Origin of the sequence: Sinorhizobium numidicum, from assembly GCF_029892045.1 — a bacterium.
Lineage (GTDB): Bacteria > Pseudomonadota > Alphaproteobacteria > Rhizobiales > Rhizobiaceae > Sinorhizobium > Sinorhizobium numidicum.
Map to the genome: position 1 here is coordinate 340,220 of NZ_CP120369.1, position 22,762 is coordinate 362,981.

Sequence of the window (22,762 nt, forward strand, 5' to 3'; positions counted from 1 at the left end):
TTTGATCAAGAGCGCGACAAACAGACCACTTGAATCGACTATTGTCTTCTACTGTGTTGCGCGGCAACCCTGATTGCGGCATAAAGCTGGACCGATGTCTCTACTGATGAGTACTTTCGCGCCAACATGGACGGAATTAGGATAGCTATGAGGCCAGAGGTGATCTGGGCGGAGGAATCTTAACCAGCCACACTGATCAATCGCCTGACCGCCCGACCCGTAAGACAGCTTGAGCTGCATCTTGGTTTATGCAGGTTGGACCCGAGATAGCTTTTGCGAGTGTGTTGTCGGTGGCGTCGCTCAGTTGTTTGGAATGAGATACTTATCAAGCTTGGTTGCGAGGATGCTCACATTCGGCGGAGCGACCATAGTATAATGATCACCCGGCACGCTTTGAATTTCCAAGCGTCCCCTGGCGAATTGCTTCCACCCGAGATCACCATTGTGTTGATTGTTGGATATGCGGAGCCCCTTCTTGGCCGTAAAAAGAACGGACCTGCAGTCGTTGGGCCGAGGCGTATATTCATGTAGTGCAATTCTGTTCGCCTCGGCAACTGTCAGGATATAGTTGAGTTGCGTTTCGCTCATCTCCTTAATGTTGCCTGCTTGGGTTCCGAAATCAAGCAAGGCAGCGACCTGACGCTCACGGTCGATCAGCTTCAGTTTTTTCCAATGTTTCGCCAGCGCGGGGAAAAGCATGCTCAAGACGACAACTCGCTCGCTCAGCCAATCTGGAATAGGGACATTGCCGAGAAGGGCTTGGCGGTCTGCGCGCTCTTCCTGCGTGTGAAGCGCTTTGGCATCAAGAAGTCCGAGTATTGCTATCTCCTCGCCAGCATCGCGTAATTGACAGGCCATTTCCCAAGCGATGCTACCGCCCATCGAGTGGCCGACAAGCTGATAAGGACCACGTTGTTGGACGGACTTGATAGCATGAAGATATTCCCGCGCCATCTCCGAAATGCTTAGGTGAGGACTCGCTTCGCCGTGCAGACCGCGTGCCTGTAGGCCGTACAGTGGCTGCTCCGGGCCCAGTGCTTTAGCAAGAGGCGTATAGTGGAGTACATGTCCGCCAAAAGGGTGCGGGCAAAACAAAGGGGGCCGCAACCCGCCGGTTTGTATCGGGACCAATGTGCTATAAGCCGCGCTTCTATCCGTCGTCGACAGGGCTATCGCGAGCGCTCTTGGTGTCTGATGTTTCAGCAGAAGAGAAACAGCCACTTTCTCTCCCGTAAGTTCCTCAATGCAATTGATGACGCTCAACGCACTCAGAGAATCGCCACCAAGATCAAAGAAGCTGTCCGTCGGGGTAATCTCACTTGATCCCAAAATCTCGCGGTAGACCGCCGCGATTTTGTGCTCCAAAGCCGCCTCAGCGGATATGTCGCCACCAATTGAACTGCGTGCTTCTTCGGCCCCAGCCTGAGCGACGTCCTCAGTATCAGATCGATTCGATTTCTTCTTTCCCTTATGCTTGTTAGCGGCAGCCGTAGGGAGCCAGTAGCGTTTGCGGTCAAAAGGATAAGGGGGGAGCGGCATACGCTGGAGGGGGTGATGGTAGTGCAGTGCAGACCAATCAATGCAAACACCGCAGGTCCAAAGGTTGGCCAGCGTCTGTAACAGTCTCGCATGATCGCCTTGGCCATGATCGCGTCCTGGCAAGGCTGAAAAGGCGACGAGGCTACGCGGGCTGCCGTTTGATTTGAGCCGCCTTGAATGTGAGGTCAGGGCTGCGCCTGGACCCATTTCAATAAATAAATCGTGGCCCGACTGCACCAGCCGGTCGAAGGCCAAGTGGAACTGCACTGTTTCGCGCAGATTGCGGACCCAGTAGTCAGCAGGCGGCGCGTCCGCCTCAAGCCAGTCACCTGTCACCGTTGACATGAAAGGTATTTGCGGCGCATGCAACGCGAATTGTTTTGCGTGGACCCTAAATTCCGGCAGGATTGGATCCAGCAGGGCTGAATGGACGGCATGACTTGCGTGTATTCGTTTGCTTGTTATGGATTTCGCCGCTAACCGAGCATGAAACGCTGCGATCTCGGGTGCGGCCCCCGAAACAACGCACTGACGCGGCCCATTTATTGCTGCTAGGGATAGGTTCGCATTCCAATGCGGCTGGAGCTCTTCGGGCGACAGTCCGACTGCAACAATTCCGCCGGCGGGCAGACGCGAGCTTAGCCGTCCCCTTATCAGCGTCAACCGGATGGCGTCTGGTAGTGAAATAATGCCCGCTGTGTGAGCGGCAGCATATTCTCCGATGCTGTGCCCGATCACAGCTGCAGGGAAAATGCCCCATGACATGAAGAGCTTCGCCATTGCGTATTGTGTAGCGAGGACAACTGTCTGTATGACCGTTTCTAGCTCAGGCGCAAGCTCGCCATCGGATTTGCATTCCCCGTAAAGCAGTGAGCGAAAATCAATATGTGCGAACTCCTTAATCCACGTTGCGCATTCATCGATGGCGCTGCGGAATACCGGCTCTTGCTCATAGATCTCCCGACCCATTCCAACCTGTTGCCCCCCCTGCCCCGAGAACATGAACACGATGGGGTGCTCACTAGTTGACACCTCTCGCGACGCGCTCTCATGCAAACTCGCCTGATCAACTTGCTCGGCCAGTTGCGCCAGATCGGATCCCACGAAACTTGTGCGATATCTTAGAGCGGCTCGGCCCTTTTGCAGAGTGTATGCGATATTTGCTGCCTTGTGCTGTATATCGCTTCGGCGCATGAAGGCGGCGAGCTGCCGAAGGATTTCGGTCAGCGCCGATCTACTCGCGGCCGATACCGGGAAAACGTGCAGCTTGCTATCGCCTTCGTCCCCAGTACGCCCCGGAGCCTCCTCAAGAACAACATGCGCATTCGTGCCGCCAATGCCGAAAGAGCTGACTCCGCCGCGCCGTGGCGCATGACCTTTGTGCCAAGCGGTGCACGTCCTGTTTACAAACACCGGGCTGTCCTGAAAGTCGATATTCGGATTAGGTTCATCAAAATGCAAGCTGGGAGGAATGATGCCCTTGTCCAGCATTGTGGCGACTTTGATCAAACCCGTTGCACCAGCGGCGGTATCAAGATGACCTATATTTGGCTTCACCGAACCCAACGCGCAGAATTGTTTTCTCCCGGTGTGGGAACGAAAGGCCTTGGTCAGACCAGAGACCTCGATGGGGTCGCCAAGGTAGGTTCCCGTCCCATGCGCCTCCACATAACTAACGGTGTCCGCCGAGACATCAGCGTCGTCGAGAGCAGCTAGGATTGCTGCAGCCTGTCCGTCGGCGCTGGGGGCGGTGAACCCTACCTTGGCGGCCCCATCATTGTTGACAGCGGTCCCCTTTATGACTGCCCAGATATAGTCGCCGTCTTTGCAGGCATCGCTCATGCGCTTGAGAACGACTACCGCGGCTCCGCTGCCTCTCACCGTTCCTTGCGCTTTGGCATCGAACGCTCGGCAGTGCCCGTCAGGAGACAAGATATGGCCTTGCTGATGGAGGTAACCTTTTCCATGGGGCAGGGAAATTGACGCACCGCCTGCCAACGCCATGTCGCAATCGTTGCTACGCAGGCTCTGACACGCCAGGTGGACAGCAACTAGCGAAGTGGAGCAGGCCGTCTGAACTGACAAACAAGGCCCAGTCAAGTTGAGCTTATAGGCGATTCGTGTGGCGGTGAAATCGCGGCCATTGAGAATGTGGACCTGCAGTTTTTCTGAATCCAGCAGATTTTGACCTCCCTCGCTGCCAGCCATATAATGATTGGCGCCCACACCCGCAAACACGCCAACGCGACAGTCCCCATCACGGGACCCATATCCGGCGTGGTCGAGAGCTTGGTACGCTGTTTCCAATAGAATTCTCTGTTGCGGATCCATCCACATTGCCTCTTTGGGCGAGATGCCGAAGAAGGCTGCATCAAACAGGTCAACTCCACTAATGACGCCTTCGCGCCTCACGTAATTTTGCTTGTTAAAAGTGTCTGGATCGACGCCGGCATTTCGCAGTGTCTGTTCATCCAGATCCTTGATGGACTCTGTACCTTTAACAAGATTGTTCCAGAACTGATCTACGTCCTCCGCGCCGGGGAATCTCCCGGCCATACCGATGATCGCAACAGCATTCCGGTCGTGGTCAGGTTCGTTCGTATTTGCGGCCAAGGCAATCGGATTCTTCGAATCTTGAGCAGTGTGAGAAGCAGCTGAAATATTGGCCAAATGCAGCGCGAGTGTTCTTATAGTGGGGTGCTGAAACAGGTCCAAAATTTTGTAATTCACACCTAAGCGTGCGTGAATGAGCGCCTGAACCTGAACAATAGCGAGGGAATCTCCGCCAATTTCAAAGAAATTCTCTTCTGCCCCCACAGAGTCCAGCATCAGTACATCCTTCCAGATGTCGGCCAATTCCTTCTGCAGTCTGATTGAGGGCAAAACGGGGGCGTTTGGTCTCGAGTTGCCTCTCGGGTTAGGAAGAGCGCGCCTATCGACCTTGCCGCTGTGATTGGTCGGCATCTGCGCGAGGAATACGAATTGTGATGGGATCATGTGGCTTGGCAGCAGACCGCGCAGAAAGGCGCGAAGATCGTCGGCATTTTCCGGACTCTCGCCTCGGCCTACCACATAGGCTGTAAGCTTTCTATTTTCATTGGGATAGTCTTTCAGCGTAACACAGCAGGCCTTGACGTTTTTGTGCTCCATCAGACACTGTTCAATTTCCGCAAGTTCAACCCGCATGCCGCGGATCTTGACCTGTTCGTCCTTCCGGCCCAAGAACTCAATCGAGCCGTCGGACCGATACCGGGCCTGATCCCCTGTTCTGTAGAGCCTGGAGTGAGGTTCATCATCGAATGGGTTTGGTCGGAATAGTTCGCATGTGAGTTCGTCACGGTTGAGGTAGCCACGAGCAATGCCGACCCCACTGATGTAAAGTTCACCGGCGGCACCAATTGGTACCGGTGCGCCATACCGATCGAGAATGTAAGCCTTGGTGTTGATCGCGGGCCGCCCGATTGGCGGTTTCTTACCATCAGCCTTCACCTCTGTCCTGATACAATAAACGGTTGTTTCTGTGGGTCCATACGAATTGAAAATCCGGCGGTTCTCACCCCATCGCTCGATAAGGCTCGACGGTAAGGGCTCTCCACCTGACTTAATCGTGGTGAGGTCAGGAAGATCAGCTGACGGCAAGCTAGCCCACGCTGTCGGAGTGAGGCCGGCAGCGGTGATACGCTCACGACGCATGAACTCGGCAAGTTCTGCCCCCGGCAGCGACGCGGCTGGGGGCGCCAAACACAATTGGCCACCAGAAGATAAGGCCAGCATAAAATCAAAGACCGATGCATCAAATCCGCACGAAGCGAACTGCAATACTCGGCTATCTGGCCCCAGTTGATAGGTCCGCCTTAGATCCTCCGCCATATTGCAGGCACTGCGATGTTCAACCATCACGCCTTTCGGCTTACCCATGGAACCTGACGTGTAGATTACATAAGCCAAATCAGGGGGGCCAGCGGGGCAGTGCGGAGGCGTTACATCATGCAGAGAAATCTCGCGCTCATCCCTGTCAAGGAGAACCAACGCGCATCTATTCACATCTTCAAGATTCAGGCATGATTCGTCTTTCCCAAACGCTTGTTCTGCAAGCTCGGTCTTGGTGATGACCGCAGCGGCACCAGCGTCCTGCACAATAAAGCGCAGGCGCTGGGCTGGCAGACGCGGGTCGAGAGGGAGATAGGCGGCCCCCGCTTTCAAAACTCCTACAAAGCTGGCAATGAGATCGCACGAGCGCTCAACGAGAACGCCTACCACGTGTCCAGGGCGGACACCTTTTGAAATTAGATGATGTGCAATCCTGTTTGCCTTTTGCTCAAGTGCGGCATAGCTGAGCGCCTCCGATGGGCAGCTCACAGCGATGTTGTCTGGGTAAGTGGCGGCCTGCGCTTCGATCAGGTTGTGGAGGCAAGTGTCGGACGGAAAAGGTTCACTCGTCTCGTTCCAATCCTTGAGAATCTTGCGCTCTTCCTCCGGGGTCAGAAGTCTATAATCGCCTATCCGTCGCGTTGGTGCATGTGCAATCGCCTCCAGCAGCACACAATAGTGCCTCGCAAGCTGCTCGATGGTACTGGCATCCCACAACTCGGCATTGTACACCACATCAAGGCGGAGGCTTTCTTCTCCGGCTAGGATTCGGAAATCAAGATCGATCCAGATCTCGGTCTCGCAAAATCGGATCTGTGCAGGCAAGCCGGAAAGATCGACGTCGTATCGCCTGAAGCCAAGAGAACTTATCGCCTCCGGTGTGAAGTTGAAAACCGCCTGCGCGAGCGGATCCCGACCAGGTACACGGGGTAGCTTAAGTCTCTCTAACAGCAGGGGAAGAGGAAAATGCTGGTGCCTGTGCGCGCAACGTGTCAGGTGACGGACCTGCCGTAGATGATCGGTAAAAATGGGATTTCCGGAAAGGTCCTGCCGTAAAGCGCCCATGGCAACAAAGTAGCCGAAAGTCCCGAAAAAATCTTCTGTCGGCCGACCGAGGCGTGGCATGTAAAGAGTGATGACGTCCTGGTCACTATAGCGATGCAGCAGGACGTAATAGGCAGCGAGTAGGACCGTAGCGAGGTTCACTTTTTCTTTATGCGCGAGTTGCTCCAATCGCGCGACCAAGGACATATTCAGATCCTTGGAGAAAACTGATCCGGTGTGCGCCGCGAGCGCAGCTCGCGGTCTGTCGGTGGGAAGGGCGAGGTCGGGCTCGTGATCGACAAACTGGCCGCGCCAGTAGGCCCACATTCGTTCTCCGTCGTCGCCGACAAGGTGGTTTTCCTGCCAAGCCACAAAGTCCTCGTAGGAAGCCGCCGCAGCCAGCCTCGGCATCTCCGTCTTGCCGCAGCACGCCTGATAGAGACTGCCGAATTCCTGTAGAAAAGTGCGGATACTGTAAGCGTCGGAAATGACGTGATGGAAATTGAGGAGGAGGATCTCTTCCGTGGCACTGCGGATGAACAAGTGCGCGCGAAATACCGGTCCCTGTTCGAGATCGAAAGGGACGCGAGCTTCCGCAGCAATAGATTGATAGAACTCGGCTTCGTTGAAACTCTGCAGCGGAACGACTTGCAAGTTCAAGGTGGCTGTCTCGTGGATGCGCTGAACGACGCGCCCGTCTTCCTGGTGAAAGGTTGTGCGCAGCATTCCGTGGCGATCAATCAGAAGTTGAAGCGAGCGGCGCAAAGCAGTAAGGTCGAACGTTGCCTTTATGCGTAGCTCGACCGGCAGGTTGTATTCGCTGCCGGCCGGTCTTTTTTGATGATCCAGCCAAAGGCCCATCTGACCGTGCGACAGCGGACGGGTAACGTACTCCATTGCTTTCTCCAGCGACTTTGTTGTGCGGAGCACCTTACGCGCCTTTTTCTGGAAGTGGCTTGAACGTTCTGAGAATTATCGCTACACGCGCATGACGCCTCAGAGTTCTGACGTAAATTTCCCTTCCGAATTAGAGATGCAGATGAATGTACGCATTGAGTTATGAAACGCAGAACCGAAACATGTTAAAGAGCTTGAAGCCGCTTTCCAATTCTTTAAAGCTAGTTCATGTTTCTTTCCAAATCAGAAGCTGTTGCCCGTGTACAAGTGCTCTATCCGACGTCGTCGCAGCTTTGGCCTGGTTGGAATAGACATAGCTTTTGCAAATTATCGCGCCGCGCGAGTTCCTGCTGCGCTTGATCGCAGCGGTTCCGGTTGGCCGCATGCTGGTCGGCAGCCTGTTCGACCCAGGCTTCACCCTCGACAACTACATCCGCATGTTCATCGAACCGCTTTATCTCAAGGTTCTGCTGCGTACGCTCTGGAGTAAGAATCCGGCAAAAACCGCAGCCTGAAGGACTTTCAGATTTTTCGGCATGATTTGCGGGTCCACTTTGCTGGCACATCATCGACGGCTTTGTTGAGCTCGGCGAAGTTGCCGGCCCTCTCGGGATCGTAATCCTCGCTGCCCCACCACTTGACGAGCTCGGCGTGCCGCCCGTGGGTGGGATCGGCGAGAGCCTCGCGGAACTCCTGATAGCCCCATGGCCCGCTGATGTCCTCGGGAGGGCAGCGTCCGGTTGCTTCGAGGAGCATTGGCTCTGCAAGGCCGATGACGGGGAAGGTGCGCTCGATGTTGATACTGTGCGTCCAGCCGTCGCCAAAGTCGTAAAGGTACTTGAACGATTTCGCGGCGATGTCTTCGATTGCCGCCAGCAGCGAGATCTTGCGCGCATCGAGCGGGCCATCTCCCCAGTCCTGGTCAGCCGGACCAAAGCCGACGTCGCGGATGCGGAATTCGTAAAGGTGGCTGTTGCTCCAGCCCATCGCCGCCTGCAGCACCTCATGAAGGCGAGGGAGCTTGATGCGGAACGGCACCACAACGCGCCGCATCACCGTGAAGAGCGGTCGCGCCAACCACCAACGTGCTTCGTAGCATTTCATCGCCGGCACGGGTAATCACATCAAGCCTGACCTTGCCCGCAGTCGAGTGATCCTTCGGTGTCAGCCCTATCCAGGCGGCAAAATCTTGACCTGACTTGAACATCCGCGGATCTGGGGTCTTCATCATCAAGAACGATGCGCCGACCGGTCCAACACCCGGGATTTCCGCAAGGCGCCTGCTGCATTCATCCGAGCGATGCAACGCTAATCAATTTTTCCTCGAGGACTTTGGTTTCGGTAAGTAGGTCTCGATACTCAACGCCATGCATGGCAAAAAGCTCACGGGCCGATTCAGGTAGAGATTGGTCGGCCGCTATGCGCTCCAGCAACGGCTCGATCCGGCACATGCCAGTGGCCGCGACGATGCCAAATTCCATGGCAAAACGGCGAATGGCATTGGCGAGCTGCGTCCGATTACGGATTAATCTCTCTCGTACACCGACCAGCATCAAGGCAGCCTGCTGGTCGGCGGTTTTCACGGGCACGAAGCGCATCGTCGGGCGGCTCATCGCCTCGCACAAAGCTTCAGCATCCGCAGCATCATTCTTGCCGCGCTGACATAGGCTTTGCCCGCTGCGGCGCGATTGATTTCACTTCATGGCCGAAGGTGCTCAACAATCTCGCCCAATGATGAGAGCCACCGCAGGCTTCGAGTGCGATGGTGGTCGGTGGCGCTTTCTCGAAGAATTTCACCATCTCCCTACGCTACAGCTTCTTGCGAAGGGGGGTTATCGTCCCCTTCAGCCCAAGCAGCAGACGATCGTTGACGAGCCGCGGATCATAGGCGCCATCCGGATCAATGACCAAAGTGCCGGCCAGAGCGCAGATCGATCAGATGGTGCCAGTCCCGTCCCTTGCGGGCCAGGCTGATGCCTTGATGCAATAGACCGCGCCGACATTGCCGGAACAAACCAGCGCGACGAGCCGTTCCGCTCGATGCAGCCTGAACCGGAGCGTCCGAGGTCGTCATCGATCACTATCACCGATGCAAAGCCCGCCGTTGCGGCGGCTCCCGCCAAATCATACTGCCGGCGCTGGCTTTCGAGATTGCCGGTCACCTGCGCCATGGTCGACTGACGGACATACACCACCGCGGCGCGGCCGAGATGATCAGGCGTGATCCTGGTGCTCATCCACGCCTCCCGTCTTTGTCGCCCCGCCTAATGCCAGAGCCTCCAGCAGAAGATCCGCCAAGGCTTCCACCAGCCCTTTCGTGTTCCTGACTGCCGGTGCGTGGCATTTTTTGCGCTCCAACTCGAGAACGAGTTCAGCGCGCTCCTGATACCGCCTGCTTCGCATCACCCTTCTCCTTCTTCCTCGAAGGACGGGATTTTGCGCCTGGCACCTGAGTCGCACCGAACGGTGCCAAAACAGTCGCGAACTCGTTAAGGCCTCGAGGCTGATCTGCGGTAGCCCAAGTGTCATACCGCCGCAGTAGCTCTCGTCGAACATCCAGTTTGGCCACTCGCGGGAAAGATCAGGCCGATCATCGGTGTAGATGCATGTCAAACTCTTGCCACGTCGGAAGGGCGAGACCTGCACGATGCACCCGAACATTGGGTGCTAAGGACAAGCGATCCTCGAAAAACGAAAACCGTATGCAGAATGTCCGTAGTTGGCCGGTACGACCGCGAAAGAGGAAGACGTCGCCCCGTAAACGGATCGCGGCCGAGGCTCTCCTGCACTAGCAGCGCCAGACCCTGCATGCCCTTGCGCATGTCGCAGTGACCGCTCGCGATCCACACCCGCACCCCGGAACTGATCGGGATCATTTGAGCTCATGATCGCGGCCGCCAGCTCGCACGGCGCTGCTGAGCCAATTCTCACCTTCAACGCCCTTCGGGAACTCCACCGCCATGGGCAGTTCGACCGCATCACTGCTGACAGGGTCAGCAAGCTTGGCTGGGACAAAGGCGGGCTCGGCCTCCTGGACCAAAGCTTGCCGCCGCCAGGTGTAGATCAGGCCAATCGAAACCTCGAAACGGCGTGCGACTGCGGAAACCACCGCGCCTGGCGCGAAAGCCTCCGCCAGTATCTGCGCGCGATCTTCCAACGACCATCGCCGACGCCGCTCTGGTCCCGTCAGCAAAACTGCATGTCCAATGAATTGCTCAATGCGCTCTTTAATCCACTCTTAAGAGCGCAGACCCACGGGATAAGCGGAACTTCGCAAGGCGGTCCCCGCCGGAGGGATACGCTCCGGATCATATTTGTGACGACGGTCGGCGCCTCCTGCTGGGATAATCCGATTGCCTTGGCCATGGCGCGGGCGAAGCAAGCTCAGCCTCTGGATTGCAGCCTGCGTCCTGATCCCGCTATGGACCTCGGTTCTTGTGCGCTCCTGTGCCTGGATCATTCTGTTGCAGCGCAGGGGCGTCCTCAACGACATCCCCGTTGGAACCGGCATCATCGAAGAAGCGATGAAGATGATCTATACCGAAGGCGCCGTTGATCGTAGCCATGACACATGTGCTGCTGCCGTTCATGGTACTGCCGACCTGCGGCGTTTCCGTCCCTCGTGCTCGGCAAACTCGCCGCAGGCGCTATTATTCGACCCATCCTATTCTTCCTGGTTCTGCCCACGCTGATCGACATACCAATCTCCACAATGTCATCCTTGAAAGGATCACCGTCAGGCTTGACGCGGCCGCCGTAACTCCGGGTGAGGTCCCCCGGGACCGTCTGTTCGGCAGTGCCCCCTACATCAGTTGTCGCCCTCGGGCTGACGTTGAAACGGTGCGGTGAATATTTCAGCGATCCCAACTGGATCGCGGCGACGCTCTTCAGTCTGCGTATCACTTTCTTCACCACCACTTCAGCGACGATCATCGGAACTCTCGCTGCCGTCGCCCTCGTCCAAGGCGACCTCCCGGGAAAAAAGCTGATTTTCGGTTTGGCCCTCAGGCCCCTGATCCTTCCCCACATCATCATCGCGATCGCGCTCTATCTGTTCTTCGCGCCGCTTCTTCTTCGGCTTTCTGTTGGTGCATACCATGCTGGTCATTCCCTATGTGGTCATTACCGTCTCGGCATCGCCGCAGCGCTTCGACCCCATTTTCGAAATGGCCGCTCTCAATTGTGGCGCCAGCCGCGGCCGTGCCTTCTTCGAAATTGTCCTGCCGCAAATAACCCCTGGCGTCGTCACCGGTACGGTCTTCGCCTTCGTCTTGTCGTTTGATGAGGCAACGCTGGCTTTCTTGATCTCAGGTACCGAGTGCAAGACGATAACCAGGAAGCTGGACATCGACTTCAACCTTACACCCTTCATCGCGGTCGTCTCCACCACATCGTCGCCATCTCGATCCAGCTGATGGGTTGCGATGCGCCTTGCGCAGAACAGGACGCATAGCTAACCTGTTCCGCGACGAATTTCCCTGCGGATTTATATCGGACCGAGGCTGCGGAGTCGGCGGGCGTAGTGAATGGTGACATCGTCCAGCGGAGATTTTGTTGCAGATAGGTCTGACACGGGGCCAATCACGCGACAAGGATGCGCAACTGCTCGCCCAGGGTTGGATTCGGATTGAAGGCGAAACTCGCCTGTTGCTTACGCATCATGTGAACCATTTCGATGCCGTTTAATCGCGGCAGATGCTGGTGATTTGAAGCCGAGCATTGACCGGACGCGGCGCGTGATGCGCCGATGGTCCTGCTCGATCCGGTTATTCAGGTATTTACTCTTGCGGATCCGGATCGGCTTCAGCCGACGCCGGGAACGACCTACAAGCGATTTGTGATGTCACGGGAGACGATAGCCTCGTAGGAGATCGGCGACACGAGCAGCGGTGTGGACCACGTCAAAGAGAAGCTCCGGATGACGGTGGAACTGCTGCCGCCATGCCGTCGCTTCCTCTATGAGGTCTTTGCCCAGCGTCATACCGCCAATCCCGTAGTGCGTCTCAAGAGCAGGTCTCGCGCTTGTGTTGGATCCGGCCTGTTCCGGTTCACTCAAATCAGAAGAGATTCGAACACGACTCATCGAATCTCACCTTCAAAGATACGGAATGTCTCTGTGAGCAGGTCCGTGAACAGCTCAATTTCTTGTTCGGTGATGATGAGCGGAGGAGCTGCCATGAACCATTCACCGAACTTCCCCCCCGCGGCGCGCCGCCCGTAGATGTGCAGGCCCAGATCGCGGGCGATCGCTGAAACGCGATAGGACGCTTGGCTAGAGGCAGGAAAGACTTCCTTGCTGGCTTTGTCCCTGACAATCTCTACCGCATTCAGCAATCCCATGCCCCGCACGTCTCCAATGGTCTCGGTGCGATCCTTCAGCGCGTTTAGCCGTTGCCGTAGGAGGACTCCCATCCGCTCCGCATTCTTCATCAAATCTTGATTCACCAACTCCGTGAGGACCGCGACTCCAATCGCTGATGAAAGGGGATTGCCGGAGTATGTGTGTCCGTGCAGGAAGCCGCCGGATTCAACAACCTTGTCGACGATCCAGTTAGGTGCGATCATCGCGCCAAGTGGCGTGTAACCTGCGCTCAGTCCCTTGGCGCAGGCAACGAGGTCCGGAAGCGCATCGGGCCAGTGATGGGCAGCCAAGAAGGTGCCCGTTCGGCCTGCGCCGCACATCACCTCATCGAAGATCAATAGAACACCGTAGCGATTGCAGATCTCCCGGACCTTTTTATAGTAATGATCCGGAGCCACCAGGGCACCGGTTGCGACGCCACCGACCGGCTCCATGATGAAGGCCAAGACAGTGTCCTCACCTTCCGCAAGAATTAGTCGCTCAAGTTCGTTGGCGCAGTAGTCAGCATAGGAGTCGACGTCGAAACCCTCAGGGAGGCGGTAGCTCAACGGCGCAGGGACCTTTGGCATTATCCGCATTATCGGCCCAAACATCTCGTCGCGGTCAGGATCCCCCGTAACCGCTGCCGCGCCCATCGTGGAACCATGATAGCCTGGCATTCGCGCAAGAATTTTCGACCGCTTTGGTTGGCCCGAAACGACCGCGTATTGGCGCGCGAGCTTGAGAGTAGCCTCGATGGCCTCGGAGCCGCCCGAAACCAGAAAAGTCTGATCGAAGCCTGGCCCCGCGAGATCCGCTATCATCTTGCAAAGCTTTTCGGTCGACTCGCTGGTGAAAGCTGTGCGGACCACATAGCTGAAGCGGCTGGCCTGCTCCAGCATTGCATCACGCACACGCTCGTTCCCGTGGCCGATATTCGCGGCAACCGCGCCCGAAGAACCGTCGAGATAGCGCTTGCCTTCCGTATCCCAGAAGAAAATACCTTTGGCGTGGGTAATCATCGGCGTTTTGCTAACGCCGCGACCGGCGTAGAAGGCGCCTCCCGAAGATTCCTTCTGAGCGGGCTTGGGCTGGGTGCTTTGAATTGACATTTTTACCTGATCCTAATGTGTTGGACTAGTTTTCGAAGTGGGGGTACGTCGCTCATGCAGGCCATCACGCCACGACGCAGAATTGCAGTGCTTTGCGCACGGAGAGAGCCTCCAACTGAAGGAGGTCTCCCATCAGACGCTTTGCGTTGGCTTCGCCTATGTGCGGTGTTGCCAGAGAAAGAAACTTGGCTTCGATCTCCGCTTGACCGAACGCAGGCCCACCAGGGGCGCCGGTCGGAATCTCTGCCTCAGCGGAATGGGTGGCGCCATTCTTGAGAGCGACGGTGACGCGAGCCGGCAAGAGCTTCTTCGCGTAAAACTTTTCGTCGGCGGAGGCGTCGCTAGAGAGGCTAATCTTCGCTGCAGTTTTCTTTAATTCCTCATCTGCAAGGTCTTCCTCCCGGAGCCCACTGGAGGAGGACTTGTCATGCAGCTCCAGGGCGAGCGCATAGGGGATGTGAAACGCGGCCTCGATCGTGGACTCCGGCCATGGCCCGTTGAAGTCGCGGACAAACTCAGAAACGGTTTCGACTCGAATGGAAACGATGTCATCGCGGGTGAAGGTTTGGCGCGCCAATATCGAACGAAGCGCGTCGATCGAGGTGTGTATCCACCGACACACGCCAAAGGCTCTAAACCCGGTCTCGAGGGTGAAATAGCGCTCACCCCATCGGTCAAGCATCCCATCGGGGTCAAAGCGGTCAGAACCGGCCATCACCCAAAATCCGTCATCGCCGTCAAAGATGGTACGGTTGCCGTGAAAGCCAGTGCGCACGAGATCTACCGCCATGATCGCGCCTTTGTTCGCCCAACCATAATTGTTCTTTAAAAGGCTCATGGGCCTCGAGTGGAACTTGCGCAGGAACGGCAACGGAGCATGCATCGGAACAAGGCCATAGGCATCGGCCATTTGCTCAGCATTGAATCGATGCAAAAGGCCCGCCGCGGTGCAGGCGCCATAAATTTGCCAAGTCCCGAGACCCTTGACTTCGCGGTCGCGCTTTTCACTGGGCCTGATGGCGGCACCCAGGCGCAGTGACATTTCGTAGCCGCCAACGATCGCCGCAAGCAGGTCCTTGCCCGAGGCATCAATCTCTTCGGCGACTGCAAGAGCGGCCGGAATCACCGAAGAACCCGGGTGACCAAAAAGCACATAGGAGTCGTCAAGAGTGAGCATGCTGGCGCTATTGGCGTTAGCGTGGGCGGCATTACCGGGATGGAACCGCAACGATGTGCCGAATACCGTGCAACAACCGCCGGAATCCGTAGTGGTCAGGTGCGGCATCAACTGCACGGCGCCGCGCGTTCGGCTCCCCGCGATCATGCAGCCCACCAGGTCCAGAACAAGAAGCTTTGCTTTGTCACAAACATTCTGAGGAAGTGCATCATAGGTCAACCTAGCGATTGTACCGGCGACGTCTTGAGTGAGTGACATGTTTTCGAACCCTACTAAACAACCAAAGGCAAGCGGCGGGCCCGAGCCGCCGATTGGCCGACCGCCCGCATTAGTTTGTATACAGTGGTGCAGCGCTCGATCGGCATTGATCCACTCGGCGTCTAGAGCCCTATGGAACTGAATTCCTCGGCAGACGGCATGTTGGCGGGTCTAGCCAGCAATTTCCCTCACCGTCGATGCAACTCCGCAGTAAGTAGACGTGTGAAAGTGAATGGCAACTACTAAGGTTAGCAGCGGCGCAGGGTGTGGATGAGGTGCTAGGATTACCGTGTCCATCGCGACGCACTCACTAGATAAGTGCGACGTGGAACTTCTGATACGCCTTTGTTTGCACATGTCATCACCTCTCGCGCGTGAAAAGTTCACGATCTCGCTGCCTTCAAGTCGCGTGGACGTATCAAGGGCAAAACGTTCGAGGACACCATGGTCAGTAGCAGCGGGTCTAGCAGCCAATTCTGGTCTTGGGACATCAAGTCCGCAGCAGAGTTGGACCTTCGTCCGCCGTTCCATCGACCCGAACAGGCGCCGGGGGCCGCAATCGAAGCCCGATTAGGCAAGGATGGGGAAAATGGACGCGACTTCCGTAGGGGCCGACGTTTCGCAGGACTGGTTGGACGTGTATGTGCTGCCGACGGGCGAGCGCTTCCGGGTTGGCAATGATGATGCTGGCATTGCCGAACTGCGAGAAAGGCTTGCCCGGCTTTCACCGGAGCGGATCGCACTGGAGGCCACGTGCGGCCTCGAGCGGCTGGCGGTGGCGGCCCTGGCGGCGGCGGGTCTGCCGGTTGTTGTGGTCAATCCGGCGCAGGTGCGCGCCTTCGCCGAGGCGCTCGGCAAGCGCGCCAAGGCCGGTCCGATCGACGCAGCGGTAATCGCCGCCTACGCCACCGCCGTGCGGCCGCAGTTGCGGCCGCTGCCCACCGCGACGACCCGCGCGCTGGCCGACCTCGTCGCCCGTCGGCGACAGATCGTCCAGGTACTCATGGCCGAGCAGAACCGTCTGCGCACGGCGAGCAGCCGTCAGGCCTTCAAGAGCATCAGGCGGCTGCTTGCCGCTTTGAAGCGCGAGCTGGAAGCGATCGACGCCGACATGGACGGCCACATCCGCAAGTCGCCGCTGTGGCAGGTCAGCGAGAAGCTGCTCATCTCCATGCCCGGAATGGGGCCGACGGTGGCGAGAATCCTGCTCGCCGAGCTGCGCGAACTCGGCCGCCTCGACTGCTGTCAGGTCGCGGCGCTCGCAGGACTGGCACGCCCCACCCGCCAGTGGGGCAAGTGGCGCGGCAAGAGCTTCATCGCCGACGGGCGCAGTTCCGTGCGCGCGGCGCTGTTCATGATCGCTCTCGTCGCCATCAGCCACAACCCTCACCCTCAAGGCACTGCGCGACCGCCTCGTCGCCGTCGTCGCCACCATGCGCAAACTGCTCATAATTCTCAACGCCATGATCCGAGACCAAAAACCCTGGCAAAACGCTTGACGGCCAAAAACAGTCGCTCTGGTCTCTGTACCAAACCATGATCTCATATCCTGGATGAGCAACTTGTTTTTCAGCTTGGTCCAGCTTCACCGTAAACGACAGAGTGGCTGAGGGCGTCATGATGTGCTGATTTGGAAGATTCTCGACCAAAAGGATCTTCGCTGGAGACAACGATGCAGTGATGGGCGGGTCAGATGCGGAATGGTCGGCTGCATCGCGTGAGGCGGTTTGTCCTGGGGCAGCAGCGTGTAACGCCGGAAAAAGCGACGATCATCGCTTCCTCCTCGACCGACAGAACTATCGAGCGGGGCGTTTTCTAACCGATCACCAGGTTAGTGGTCTAAGTTCGTCTTCGCGTTGGCCCGCTTCGCAAGAACCCTCGGGCGGCTTGACTATTTTGTATTGCCGGCGGATCGCCTCTGTCGTCGTGGGGCTTCCATGTGGGGATTTGCCCCCACGCGAATCTGTTCAACTTCGAGAAAAGACTGCACCGTCAAGATCAGGGACCAACATCTAGATGGCTGCCTTGTGGCGGGTTTGTCGGGTCTGCAACATCGTGACGTCGGCCTGACTCTTGCTGCAACCTCGTTAAGTCATTGATTATGATGCAGAAGAGTTTTTCCGATGTTCTTCTTGCGAGTTGGTACGACCTTTGCAAGTCCTTCGACGCGATTCAGCAGGAACCGCAGATTACTCGGACCCGCGTCGTTACTGTTGGCGATGCTGTCTACCGGCGATGATGCACCAAGCCGCAGTCTCTGTCGCAGCTTGTGCTTCAGTGACAATTTGCGGGCACGAGGCTGTGGAGGAGAGGCTATGGAACGCCCGCGGATGACTTCGTTCTCTCAAGTTGAAGGGCCGAGGGGTACAGTATCCAATCAGCTCTCGTTGGTCCCGTCGATGCATTCATTGGAGCAAGCCAAGGAGGCGTTTCCGGGCGAACTCGGCCGATTTCTGGACCAGACTGATGGTGTTGCTCGATCCGAGCAACTGTTCGGCCTGTTATCGGCTTTTGCCCTTCAGTGTGAGTGCCCGTGGGTTGCCTATAGTTCTCATTCAGCCGACCAGATCCTGAAGTCGGCCCGACAAGCATCCTCCCTCATGAGCTATCCTGATGCATGGCAGGAACATTATATCCAGATGGGCTATGACAGTATTGACCCCATCATCAAAAAGAGCCGAAAAGAGTTGGGCGCCTTTCGATGGAGTGAGGTCTACAATGACGTAAGCACGACGGAAGCGGAACGGCGCTTTTTCGACGAGGCCGCAACGTTTGGTTTAAAGTCGGGCATCAGCGTTCCATTTCACGGCCCTGGCGTCGACTTCTCCATCATGAGCTTTGCTCGACCCTCCTGCCGAGATCTTCAAAATAAAACAATCACCGACTTGCAACTTGCCGCGTTGCATTTCCATCTGAGAGTCGCGCGGATCGTGAATTCGCGTTGCGTACGGAGAGCTCCTAACCTTTCTCTGAGAGAGCAAGAGTGTATTCCGTGGGCGGCAAGAGGGAAATCGTCTTGGGACATAGGAGTTATTCTGGGAATTTCAGAGCACACGGTGAATTTCCACATAAAGAAAGTCTTACGAAAACTGGATGTCACTAGTTTGCTTAAGTGGGAAAGAGGCCTCCACACAGAGCACGCAACATAAGGCCAATCGAGTGTTTGGCGATTTGGATCAGAGTGCCGGCCACCGAGGCGAAGCGATGCTGGGGCGAGTGCGCCGGCACGAGACTAGATCCTCTCGGTTTGACCCGAAGACAACGGGTTCGATAACTGTCAACAAAACAGACCGAACCGAAGGACCCGGGGGTAACGTTCCGGTCCTTCGGTTCGAGCCGCAACTCGGTGACCGGCACGGCCAGCACCGGCGCCGACGGCCGCCCGCCCCACGCTTCCAACGATGCGCGGCCTCTAACGGAAATCGAAGATGTGCCTGATGCAGTCGGTTATTTGTGAAGTACATTGCAGTACGAGAAGCTGGTCCACTCTCCAAGCGAGGGCAACGGCCGTTGTGGACGCATTCCGCAAAGCCGGACAACGATTTCGCTAAGTCCCGTCCGGTTAATCCCGGAATCCGCAATTCGCTGCCGTCGACCCAGATCCGATGCATATCACGGCCAATTTAAGGGCGTGGGGCGCCCCTAACGACCATCAACACCTTCATGGCGATGGTCAACAACGTCCCCCCGGATTGGACCTTTTCCGCCTTTGCGATCGGACGCGACGCGATGGCTTACCCTGCGGCGGCCGTGCTAGCTGGCGGTAACGTGCGCGTCGGCCTCGAAGACAATCTGTACGTTGCCAAAGGTGAGCTTGCAACCAACGGCCAGTTAGTCGAGAAGGCTGTCAATGTCGTCGAAAACATGGGCGCCAGGATCATCGGTCCTGAGGACGTTCGGCGGAAACTTAAATTGACCAAGCGGTAAGACCCTTCCCGACGCCGCCCCATGACCGCTGTGTTCATCGAAGGAGTCATGCATCGCTGGTTGTACCGGGGCGTTCACACCGGGCACTAAGTAGATGCCGCATTTAGTTGATGCGTTGATGCCCGCTCCGGAACGACCCGTTTGTCGAGTCTCAAAGACCGGAGTGTTGATTTGCACTGAGAAGTGACCCGGCATTGCGGGATATTTTCATCGAGAATTGACCCATGTTTTGAACCTTGCTCCGCGTGTTTTCAGCGGGAGCTATGGAGTGATCGACATGGCGTTATTGAGCGTGATCCGACGCTGGCATTTTCGAGAGCATCTATCGATCCGCGAGATATGCCGCAGGACCGGCTTGTCCCGGAATACCATCCGTAAATACCTGCGCCTGAATGGTAAGCGACAAGGAGACCCCGTCTAGCAGCATCGGGGTTGGGTAAGGTATGGCGGAGAGACGATTTCACCGAGTGTGAGCATCTATGTCTGCGCCTATAGCTAGCTGTGAGCGGAACTTGACCACCACCACCGACCCGAAACATACCGAAGAGGCGGGTCAATTCTCGGCGCAAATGCCGGGTCACTTCTCAGTGCAAATCAACACATTTTTTCTACTCTTTTTTCAGAACTTGCCCCCACCGCTATCCAGGTGAGAGGTTCGGTCTTTGCAAGTTCCGCATGGACGCGGGGCAGGCACAGGGCCGTTGCCAAGGTCGTGCGTCGTCATCTTCTCCGACTTCGTGCCGAAAAACTGTTACTCCAGGAAGGCAAGCGCGTTTTGAGATCGGCACTCTCTGCATAATCCGAATAGCCCAATATTAGCGATTCACACGCAACAGACCTTCCTGGGCCACCGACGCCACTAGCGTGCCGTCTCGCCTGTAGATCAAGCCACGGGTGAAACCGCGGCTGCCTTGTGCACTCGGCGAGTCCATTGCGTAAAGGAGCCATTCATCGGCTCGGAAAGGTCGGTGAAACCACATGGCGTGGTCGAGGCTTGCAGACTGGGTGCCCTCGTCAAATAGAGAAGGACCATATCGCGTCAACACCGCATCAAGCAAAGCCCAATCCGAAGCAAGGGCCAGTGCGCAAATGTGCAGCGCTGCGTCGTCGGGTAAATTTGTGGCGGGCTTTATCCAGTAATGGATGCGGCCATCTTCGATCTTGTGGCCAGCGAAACGGCGGATCTCGACGGGTCGCGCCTCGATTATTCGGTCTGGCAAGACGACCGGTTGATCAGGTTGATACCACCGTCGGATATTTTCCGGAATCTCTGTGATGACGGGGTCATCTGACAATTCCTCAGTTGTAAGTTTTTCCGGCGGTAATACGTCAGCCATAGCTTGCTGATGGTCAAAGAACCCGGAGTCCCCCCGATGAAATGAAATATCGGTGGAAAAGATGGTCCTGTTCGCTTGTGTAGCGGCTACGCGACGGATTGAATGGTTCTTGCCATCTCGAATTGTTTCCACCTTGTAGGTGATTGGAATCTCCGCATCTCCAGGCCTGATGAAGTAGGCGTGCAGCGAGTGAGGAATCCGGCCTTCCACAGTCCGGCACGCAGCTACAATCGATTGGCCGATTAGCTGGCCGCCAAATATTGGCTGCCAACTATCCTTGGGGCTGGCACCCAGAAAGACATTGGGCTCAACCATATCTAGGCTCAGTACTTCACAAATATCAACAGTACGTGGTGGCATGGCTGCGCTTTCGACTTAGCTACTTGATTGTTTGTTGGAGGCGTAGCACCTTCCAGAGAGAAACTGTTTGTTTCCAACCGGTATACTCGGCTGTCAGGTTCGGCCGATGCCACGTGCGCGCTCGGAACGACGGCGCATTAACTCGACAATGACCAATACCGAGGCGGAAATCAGGTTCAACACGGTACCGGCCGAAATAATAGTCGGACTGATCTGCTCACGGATTCCCGAAAACATGACCATCGGCAAGGTGCGCTGTTCCGGGCCGGCGACGAAAAGAGCGACGATCACTTCATCAAATGACGTCAGAAAGGCAAAGAGCCCACCTGAGACCACACCGGGGAGAATCAGCGGGAGCGTCACTTTGAAGAAAGCCAAAATTGGCGAGGCACCAAGGCTGGCCGCTGCTCTGGTAAGCGACTGGTCATAGCCCGCAAGCGTCGCATTCACCGCGATGACCACGAGCGGCGTCGCGAGGGTTGTCCCCTTTTGGCGGTCGCAGCCCACAATGAGGATCTTCTGCCCGAGATCGACAAGTTCGGCGAGCATATTTAGAGAGATAGTGGACTTGCCGATACCCCCTGCAGTAGAATGTGGTGCGACGCAAACTTGCCATACTACCTCTTTCCTTCGTTCCATCAGTTTGCGGATGCCGGTTGGCAGCTCGTGCCTCCCAATGATGGTATCAAAACTCGTGCCAATTTGGCCGATCGAGCCGAAGGAAATGAATTTTATTTGTTTTCAGCAATGTAGCTAGGAGCAGACAAACCATCCCGCGGGATAACCCTATGTTGCGGATTCGACAAAGCCAACAGGTTGTTGGCTCATGTTTGAGTCCGGCACAAAATCCTGGTCAGCATTTCCACAAGGGGCAGCGGATCGCCAGCCACGCCCGTGCGCCCAACCGGCGCGGCCATACGACCGTTGCCGATCACATGCCGAGCGCGCATCGCCGCTACGGCAAGTGAACGCCAGGAGAATTGATCGCGGCCGGCGAGAAGATTGGTCCTTCCACCGCAGCCTCTTCCTTGGTCATCGGCCGCATGCAGCGAAGCCGAACTTTTTGACATATTTTGCTCCCTTACTCAGTTGTGCGAACGATTGGTCCGCAGCTCCGCCGCCCGCAACGAGCAATTCAAGAGTCGTGCCAACTGCAGCAGAAAGACTTTTAAGCAAGTAGTTTTCCTGTTCATGCAACGTCTTATAAGGCAATGCAACTGCAAGCGTGCGAAGGGCGAAGTGTCGCACTTTCGACAAACCCTACAGTCCTTGTTGGTTGCCTCTCACGATTGCGACTACAGGGCGCCCACCCGAAGCGCGCAACCTTGTGGTGGCAGGTGCCCCTTGGGTTGGTCGGTCCGCTGCCGGGCAAAGTGCAGAACTGACCCCGCATCATTGTTTAAGATAGGTCGCCCCAAAGGGGATGAAGCCGTTGTTATCGGCCTGGTTCGGAGGTTGGAGGGTGAGGCGGGTTGGCGTGGCGATACGCTGGAGTTCGGTTGGAGCGATTGTCGAGCGATATCAATCGAGCTGCCGGGACGACAAGCAAAGGGTTCTGGATGAGTTCGTTACCGGCTATCACCGCAACCCATGCGACTCGGGTGCTCGGCCATCGAGCGGCCGGTTGGCGAGCCTCGCGCCAAGCTGCTGACAATCGACTCTGTGAGCATGGATCGCCTCGTGTGGGAAGTGCGTGCTGTGGCTCGCGGCGGGCGACGCAGTTGCGCCGAAATGAGTTCCGCGATGCGCCACTCGGTTCTTGCGCGCACGTTCGGGGACCGGAACGATCCGCATTCAGGTTATGTCGAAGACGATTCCGGAGCCCATCGGCACCACTTCGTCCGGTAGTTTCTTAGAGGCGATGGTGCTGACCGATGTTGCCACAGCCTGGACGGAGTGA

At 56.8% G+C, this 22,762-nt stretch carries 14 protein-coding genes and 9 pseudogenes; 7 read left to right on the plus strand and 16 right to left on the minus strand.

The window, feature by feature from the left end; translation table 11 throughout:
• Positions 1-300: 300 nt before the first annotated feature.
• Positions 301-7,350: a hybrid non-ribosomal peptide synthetase/type I polyketide synthase gene (locus PYH37_RS30740; RefSeq protein ID WP_280736246.1), complete on the minus strand. Its 7,050-nt coding sequence runs from the start codon at positions 7,348-7,350 to the stop codon at positions 301-303.
• Positions 7,351-7,670: 320 nt separating this feature from the next.
• On the opposite strand from PYH37_RS30740, the gene PYH37_RS30745 reads away from it, so the two are divergent.
• Positions 7,671-7,865: a hypothetical protein gene (locus PYH37_RS30745; RefSeq protein WP_280736245.1), complete on the plus strand. Its 195-nt coding sequence runs from the start codon at positions 7,671-7,673 to the stop codon at positions 7,863-7,865.
• Between the two features lie 7 nt (positions 7,866-7,872).
• On the opposite strand, the gene PYH37_RS30750 is transcribed toward PYH37_RS30745, so the two are convergent.
• The 6 genes and pseudogenes from PYH37_RS30750 to PYH37_RS30770 form a co-directional block, all read right to left on the minus strand.
• On the minus strand, positions 7,873-8,454 hold the full coding sequence (locus PYH37_RS30750) for a plasmid pRiA4b ORF-3 family protein (RefSeq protein ID WP_280736243.1): 582 nt from the start codon (positions 8,452-8,454) through the stop codon (positions 7,873-7,875).
• Positions 8,411-9,207, minus strand: a pseudogene (locus PYH37_RS30755) (IS110 family RNA-guided transposase); the annotation flags it as partial. The gene PYH37_RS30750 and the pseudogene PYH37_RS30755, both read right to left, overlap by 44 nt.
• Positions 9,181-9,587, minus strand: a pseudogene (locus PYH37_RS30760) (recombinase family protein); the annotation flags it as partial. The pseudogenes PYH37_RS30755 and PYH37_RS30760, both read right to left, overlap by 27 nt.
• Positions 9,565-9,753: a hypothetical protein gene (locus PYH37_RS30765; protein WP_280736242.1), complete on the minus strand. Its 189-nt coding sequence runs from the start codon at positions 9,751-9,753 to the stop codon at positions 9,565-9,567. The pseudogene PYH37_RS30760 and the gene PYH37_RS30765, both read right to left, overlap by 23 nt.
• Before the next feature lie 206 nt (positions 9,754-9,959).
• Positions 9,960-10,226, minus strand: a complete 267-nt coding sequence (tnpB, locus tag PYH37_RS32650; protein WP_425336212.1) for an IS66 family insertion sequence element accessory protein TnpB — start codon at positions 10,224-10,226, stop codon at positions 9,960-9,962.
• Positions 10,223-10,507, minus strand: coding sequence for a transposase (locus tag PYH37_RS30770; RefSeq protein WP_280736241.1), 285 nt, complete (start codon positions 10,505-10,507; stop codon positions 10,223-10,225). The genes tnpB and PYH37_RS30770 overlap by 4 nt, the downstream gene beginning before the upstream one ends.
• A gap of 196 nt (positions 10,508-10,703) precedes the next feature.
• Between PYH37_RS30770 and PYH37_RS30775 the strand changes: the two genes are divergently transcribed.
• Positions 10,704-11,042 (plus strand): hypothetical protein, encoded by a 339-nt coding sequence (locus tag PYH37_RS30775; protein WP_280736240.1) that lies wholly within the window; start codon positions 10,704-10,706, stop codon positions 11,040-11,042.
• 227 nt (positions 11,043-11,269) lie between these two features.
• Here the strand turns inward: PYH37_RS30775 and PYH37_RS32280 are convergent, their stop codons facing one another.
• Entirely contained in the window at positions 11,270-11,449 is a 180-nt protein-coding gene (locus PYH37_RS32280; RefSeq protein WP_342394683.1) for a hypothetical protein, read from the minus strand.
• Between PYH37_RS32280 and PYH37_RS32285 the strand changes: the two genes are divergently transcribed.
• On the plus strand, positions 11,448-11,765 hold the full coding sequence (locus PYH37_RS32285; RefSeq protein ID WP_342394682.1) for an ABC transporter permease: 318 nt from the start codon (positions 11,448-11,450) through the stop codon (positions 11,763-11,765). The two genes, PYH37_RS32280 and PYH37_RS32285, sit on opposite strands and share 2 nt — an antisense overlap.
• Before the next feature lie 166 nt (positions 11,766-11,931).
• Here the strand turns inward: PYH37_RS32285 and PYH37_RS30785 are convergent.
• The 4 genes and pseudogenes from PYH37_RS30785 to PYH37_RS30800 form a co-directional block, all read right to left on the minus strand.
• Positions 11,932-12,133 (minus strand): annotated as a pseudogene (locus PYH37_RS30785) (DDE-type integrase/transposase/recombinase); the annotation flags it as partial.
• Between the two features lie 60 nt (positions 12,134-12,193).
• Positions 12,194-12,331 carry a hypothetical protein gene (locus tag PYH37_RS30790; protein ID WP_280736239.1) on the minus strand — a complete coding sequence of 46 codons (138 nt, stop codon included), beginning with the start codon at positions 12,329-12,331 and terminating at the stop codon, positions 12,194-12,196.
• A 98-nt stretch (positions 12,332-12,429) separates the two neighbouring features.
• A complete protein-coding gene (locus PYH37_RS30795) occupies positions 12,430-13,713 on the minus strand; it encodes an aminotransferase family protein (RefSeq protein ID WP_280736238.1) in 1,284 nt (427 codons plus the stop codon).
• Positions 13,714-13,867: 154 nt separating this feature from the next.
• Positions 13,868-15,238, minus strand: a complete 1,371-nt coding sequence (locus PYH37_RS30800) for an MmgE/PrpD family protein (RefSeq protein ID WP_280736237.1) — start codon at positions 15,236-15,238, stop codon at positions 13,868-13,870.
• Between the two features lie 589 nt (positions 15,239-15,827).
• Here PYH37_RS30800 and PYH37_RS30805 point away from each other — a divergent pair.
• Positions 15,828-16,737, plus strand: a pseudogene (locus PYH37_RS30805) (IS110 family RNA-guided transposase).
• A gap of 158 nt (positions 16,738-16,895) precedes the next feature.
• Here PYH37_RS30805 and PYH37_RS32655 read toward each other — a convergent pair.
• Positions 16,896-17,053: pseudogene (locus tag PYH37_RS32655) on the minus strand (IS481 family transposase); the annotation flags it as partial.
• A gap of 500 nt (positions 17,054-17,553) precedes the next feature.
• On the opposite strand from PYH37_RS32655, the gene PYH37_RS30810 reads away from it, so the two are divergent.
• The 3 genes and pseudogenes from PYH37_RS30810 to PYH37_RS30820 form a co-directional block, all read left to right on the plus strand.
• On the plus strand, positions 17,554-18,387 hold the full coding sequence (locus PYH37_RS30810; protein ID WP_280736236.1) for a LuxR family transcriptional regulator: 834 nt from the start codon (positions 17,554-17,556) through the stop codon (positions 18,385-18,387).
• Positions 18,388-18,870: 483 nt separating this feature from the next.
• A pseudogene (bcoG, locus tag PYH37_RS30815) lies at positions 18,871-19,165 on the plus strand (3-dehydrocarnitine:acetyl-CoA trimethylamine transferase BcoG); the annotation flags it as partial.
• Between the two features lie 277 nt (positions 19,166-19,442).
• A pseudogene (locus PYH37_RS30820) lies at positions 19,443-19,553 on the plus strand (winged helix-turn-helix transcriptional regulator); the annotation flags it as partial.
• A 427-nt stretch (positions 19,554-19,980) separates the two neighbouring features.
• Here the strand turns inward: PYH37_RS30820 and PYH37_RS30825 are convergent.
• From PYH37_RS30825 to PYH37_RS32290, 3 genes and pseudogenes are all read right to left on the minus strand, one after another.
• On the minus strand, positions 19,981-20,862 hold the full coding sequence (locus tag PYH37_RS30825) for an acyl-CoA thioesterase (protein WP_280736235.1): 882 nt from the start codon (positions 20,860-20,862) through the stop codon (positions 19,981-19,983).
• 93 nt (positions 20,863-20,955) lie between these two features.
• A pseudogene (locus PYH37_RS30830) lies at positions 20,956-21,345 on the minus strand (ABC transporter permease); the annotation flags it as partial.
• Positions 21,346-21,378: 33 nt separating this feature from the next.
• Positions 21,379-21,501, minus strand: a pseudogene (locus PYH37_RS32290) (hypothetical protein); the annotation flags it as partial.
• Between the last annotated feature and the right edge of the window lie 1,261 nt (positions 21,502-22,762).

Bases quoted from the DNA above. Each gene is read 5' to 3' on its own strand.
- PYH37_RS30740 (WP_280736246.1), bottom strand. From the start codon at position 7,350: ATGGAGTACGTTACCCGTCCGCTGTCGCACGGTCAGATGGGCCTTTGG.
- PYH37_RS30750 (WP_280736243.1), bottom strand. From the start codon at position 8,454: ATGAAATGCTACGAAGCACGTTGGTGGTTGGCGCGACCGCTCTTCACG.
- PYH37_RS30765 (WP_280736242.1), bottom strand. From the start codon at position 9,753: ATGCGAAGCAGGCGGTATCAGGAGCGCGCTGAACTCGTTCTCGAGTTG.
- tnpB (WP_425336212.1), bottom strand. From the start codon at position 10,226: ATGATCCCGATCAGTTCCGGGGTGCGGGTGTGGATCGCGAGCGGTCAC.
- PYH37_RS32285 (WP_342394682.1), top strand. From the start codon at position 11,448: ATGCTGGTCATTCCCTATGTGGTCATTACCGTCTCGGCATCGCCGCAG.
- PYH37_RS32280 (WP_342394683.1), bottom strand. From the start codon at position 11,449: ATGGTATGCACCAACAGAAAGCCGAAGAAGAAGCGGCGCGAAGAACAG.
- PYH37_RS30790 (WP_280736239.1), bottom strand. From the start codon at position 12,331: ATGACGCTGGGCAAAGACCTCATAGAGGAAGCGACGGCATGGCGGCAG.
- PYH37_RS30795 (WP_280736238.1), bottom strand. From the start codon at position 13,713: ATGATTACCCACGCCAAAGGTATTTTCTTCTGGGATACGGAAGGCAAG.
- PYH37_RS30800 (WP_280736237.1), bottom strand. From the start codon at position 15,238: ATGTCACTCACTCAAGACGTCGCCGGTACAATCGCTAGGTTGACCTAT.
- PYH37_RS30810 (WP_280736236.1), top strand. From the start codon at position 17,554: ATGGAACGCCCGCGGATGACTTCGTTCTCTCAAGTTGAAGGGCCGAGG.
- PYH37_RS30825 (WP_280736235.1), bottom strand. From the start codon at position 20,862: ATGCCACCACGTACTGTTGATATTTGTGAAGTACTGAGCCTAGATATG.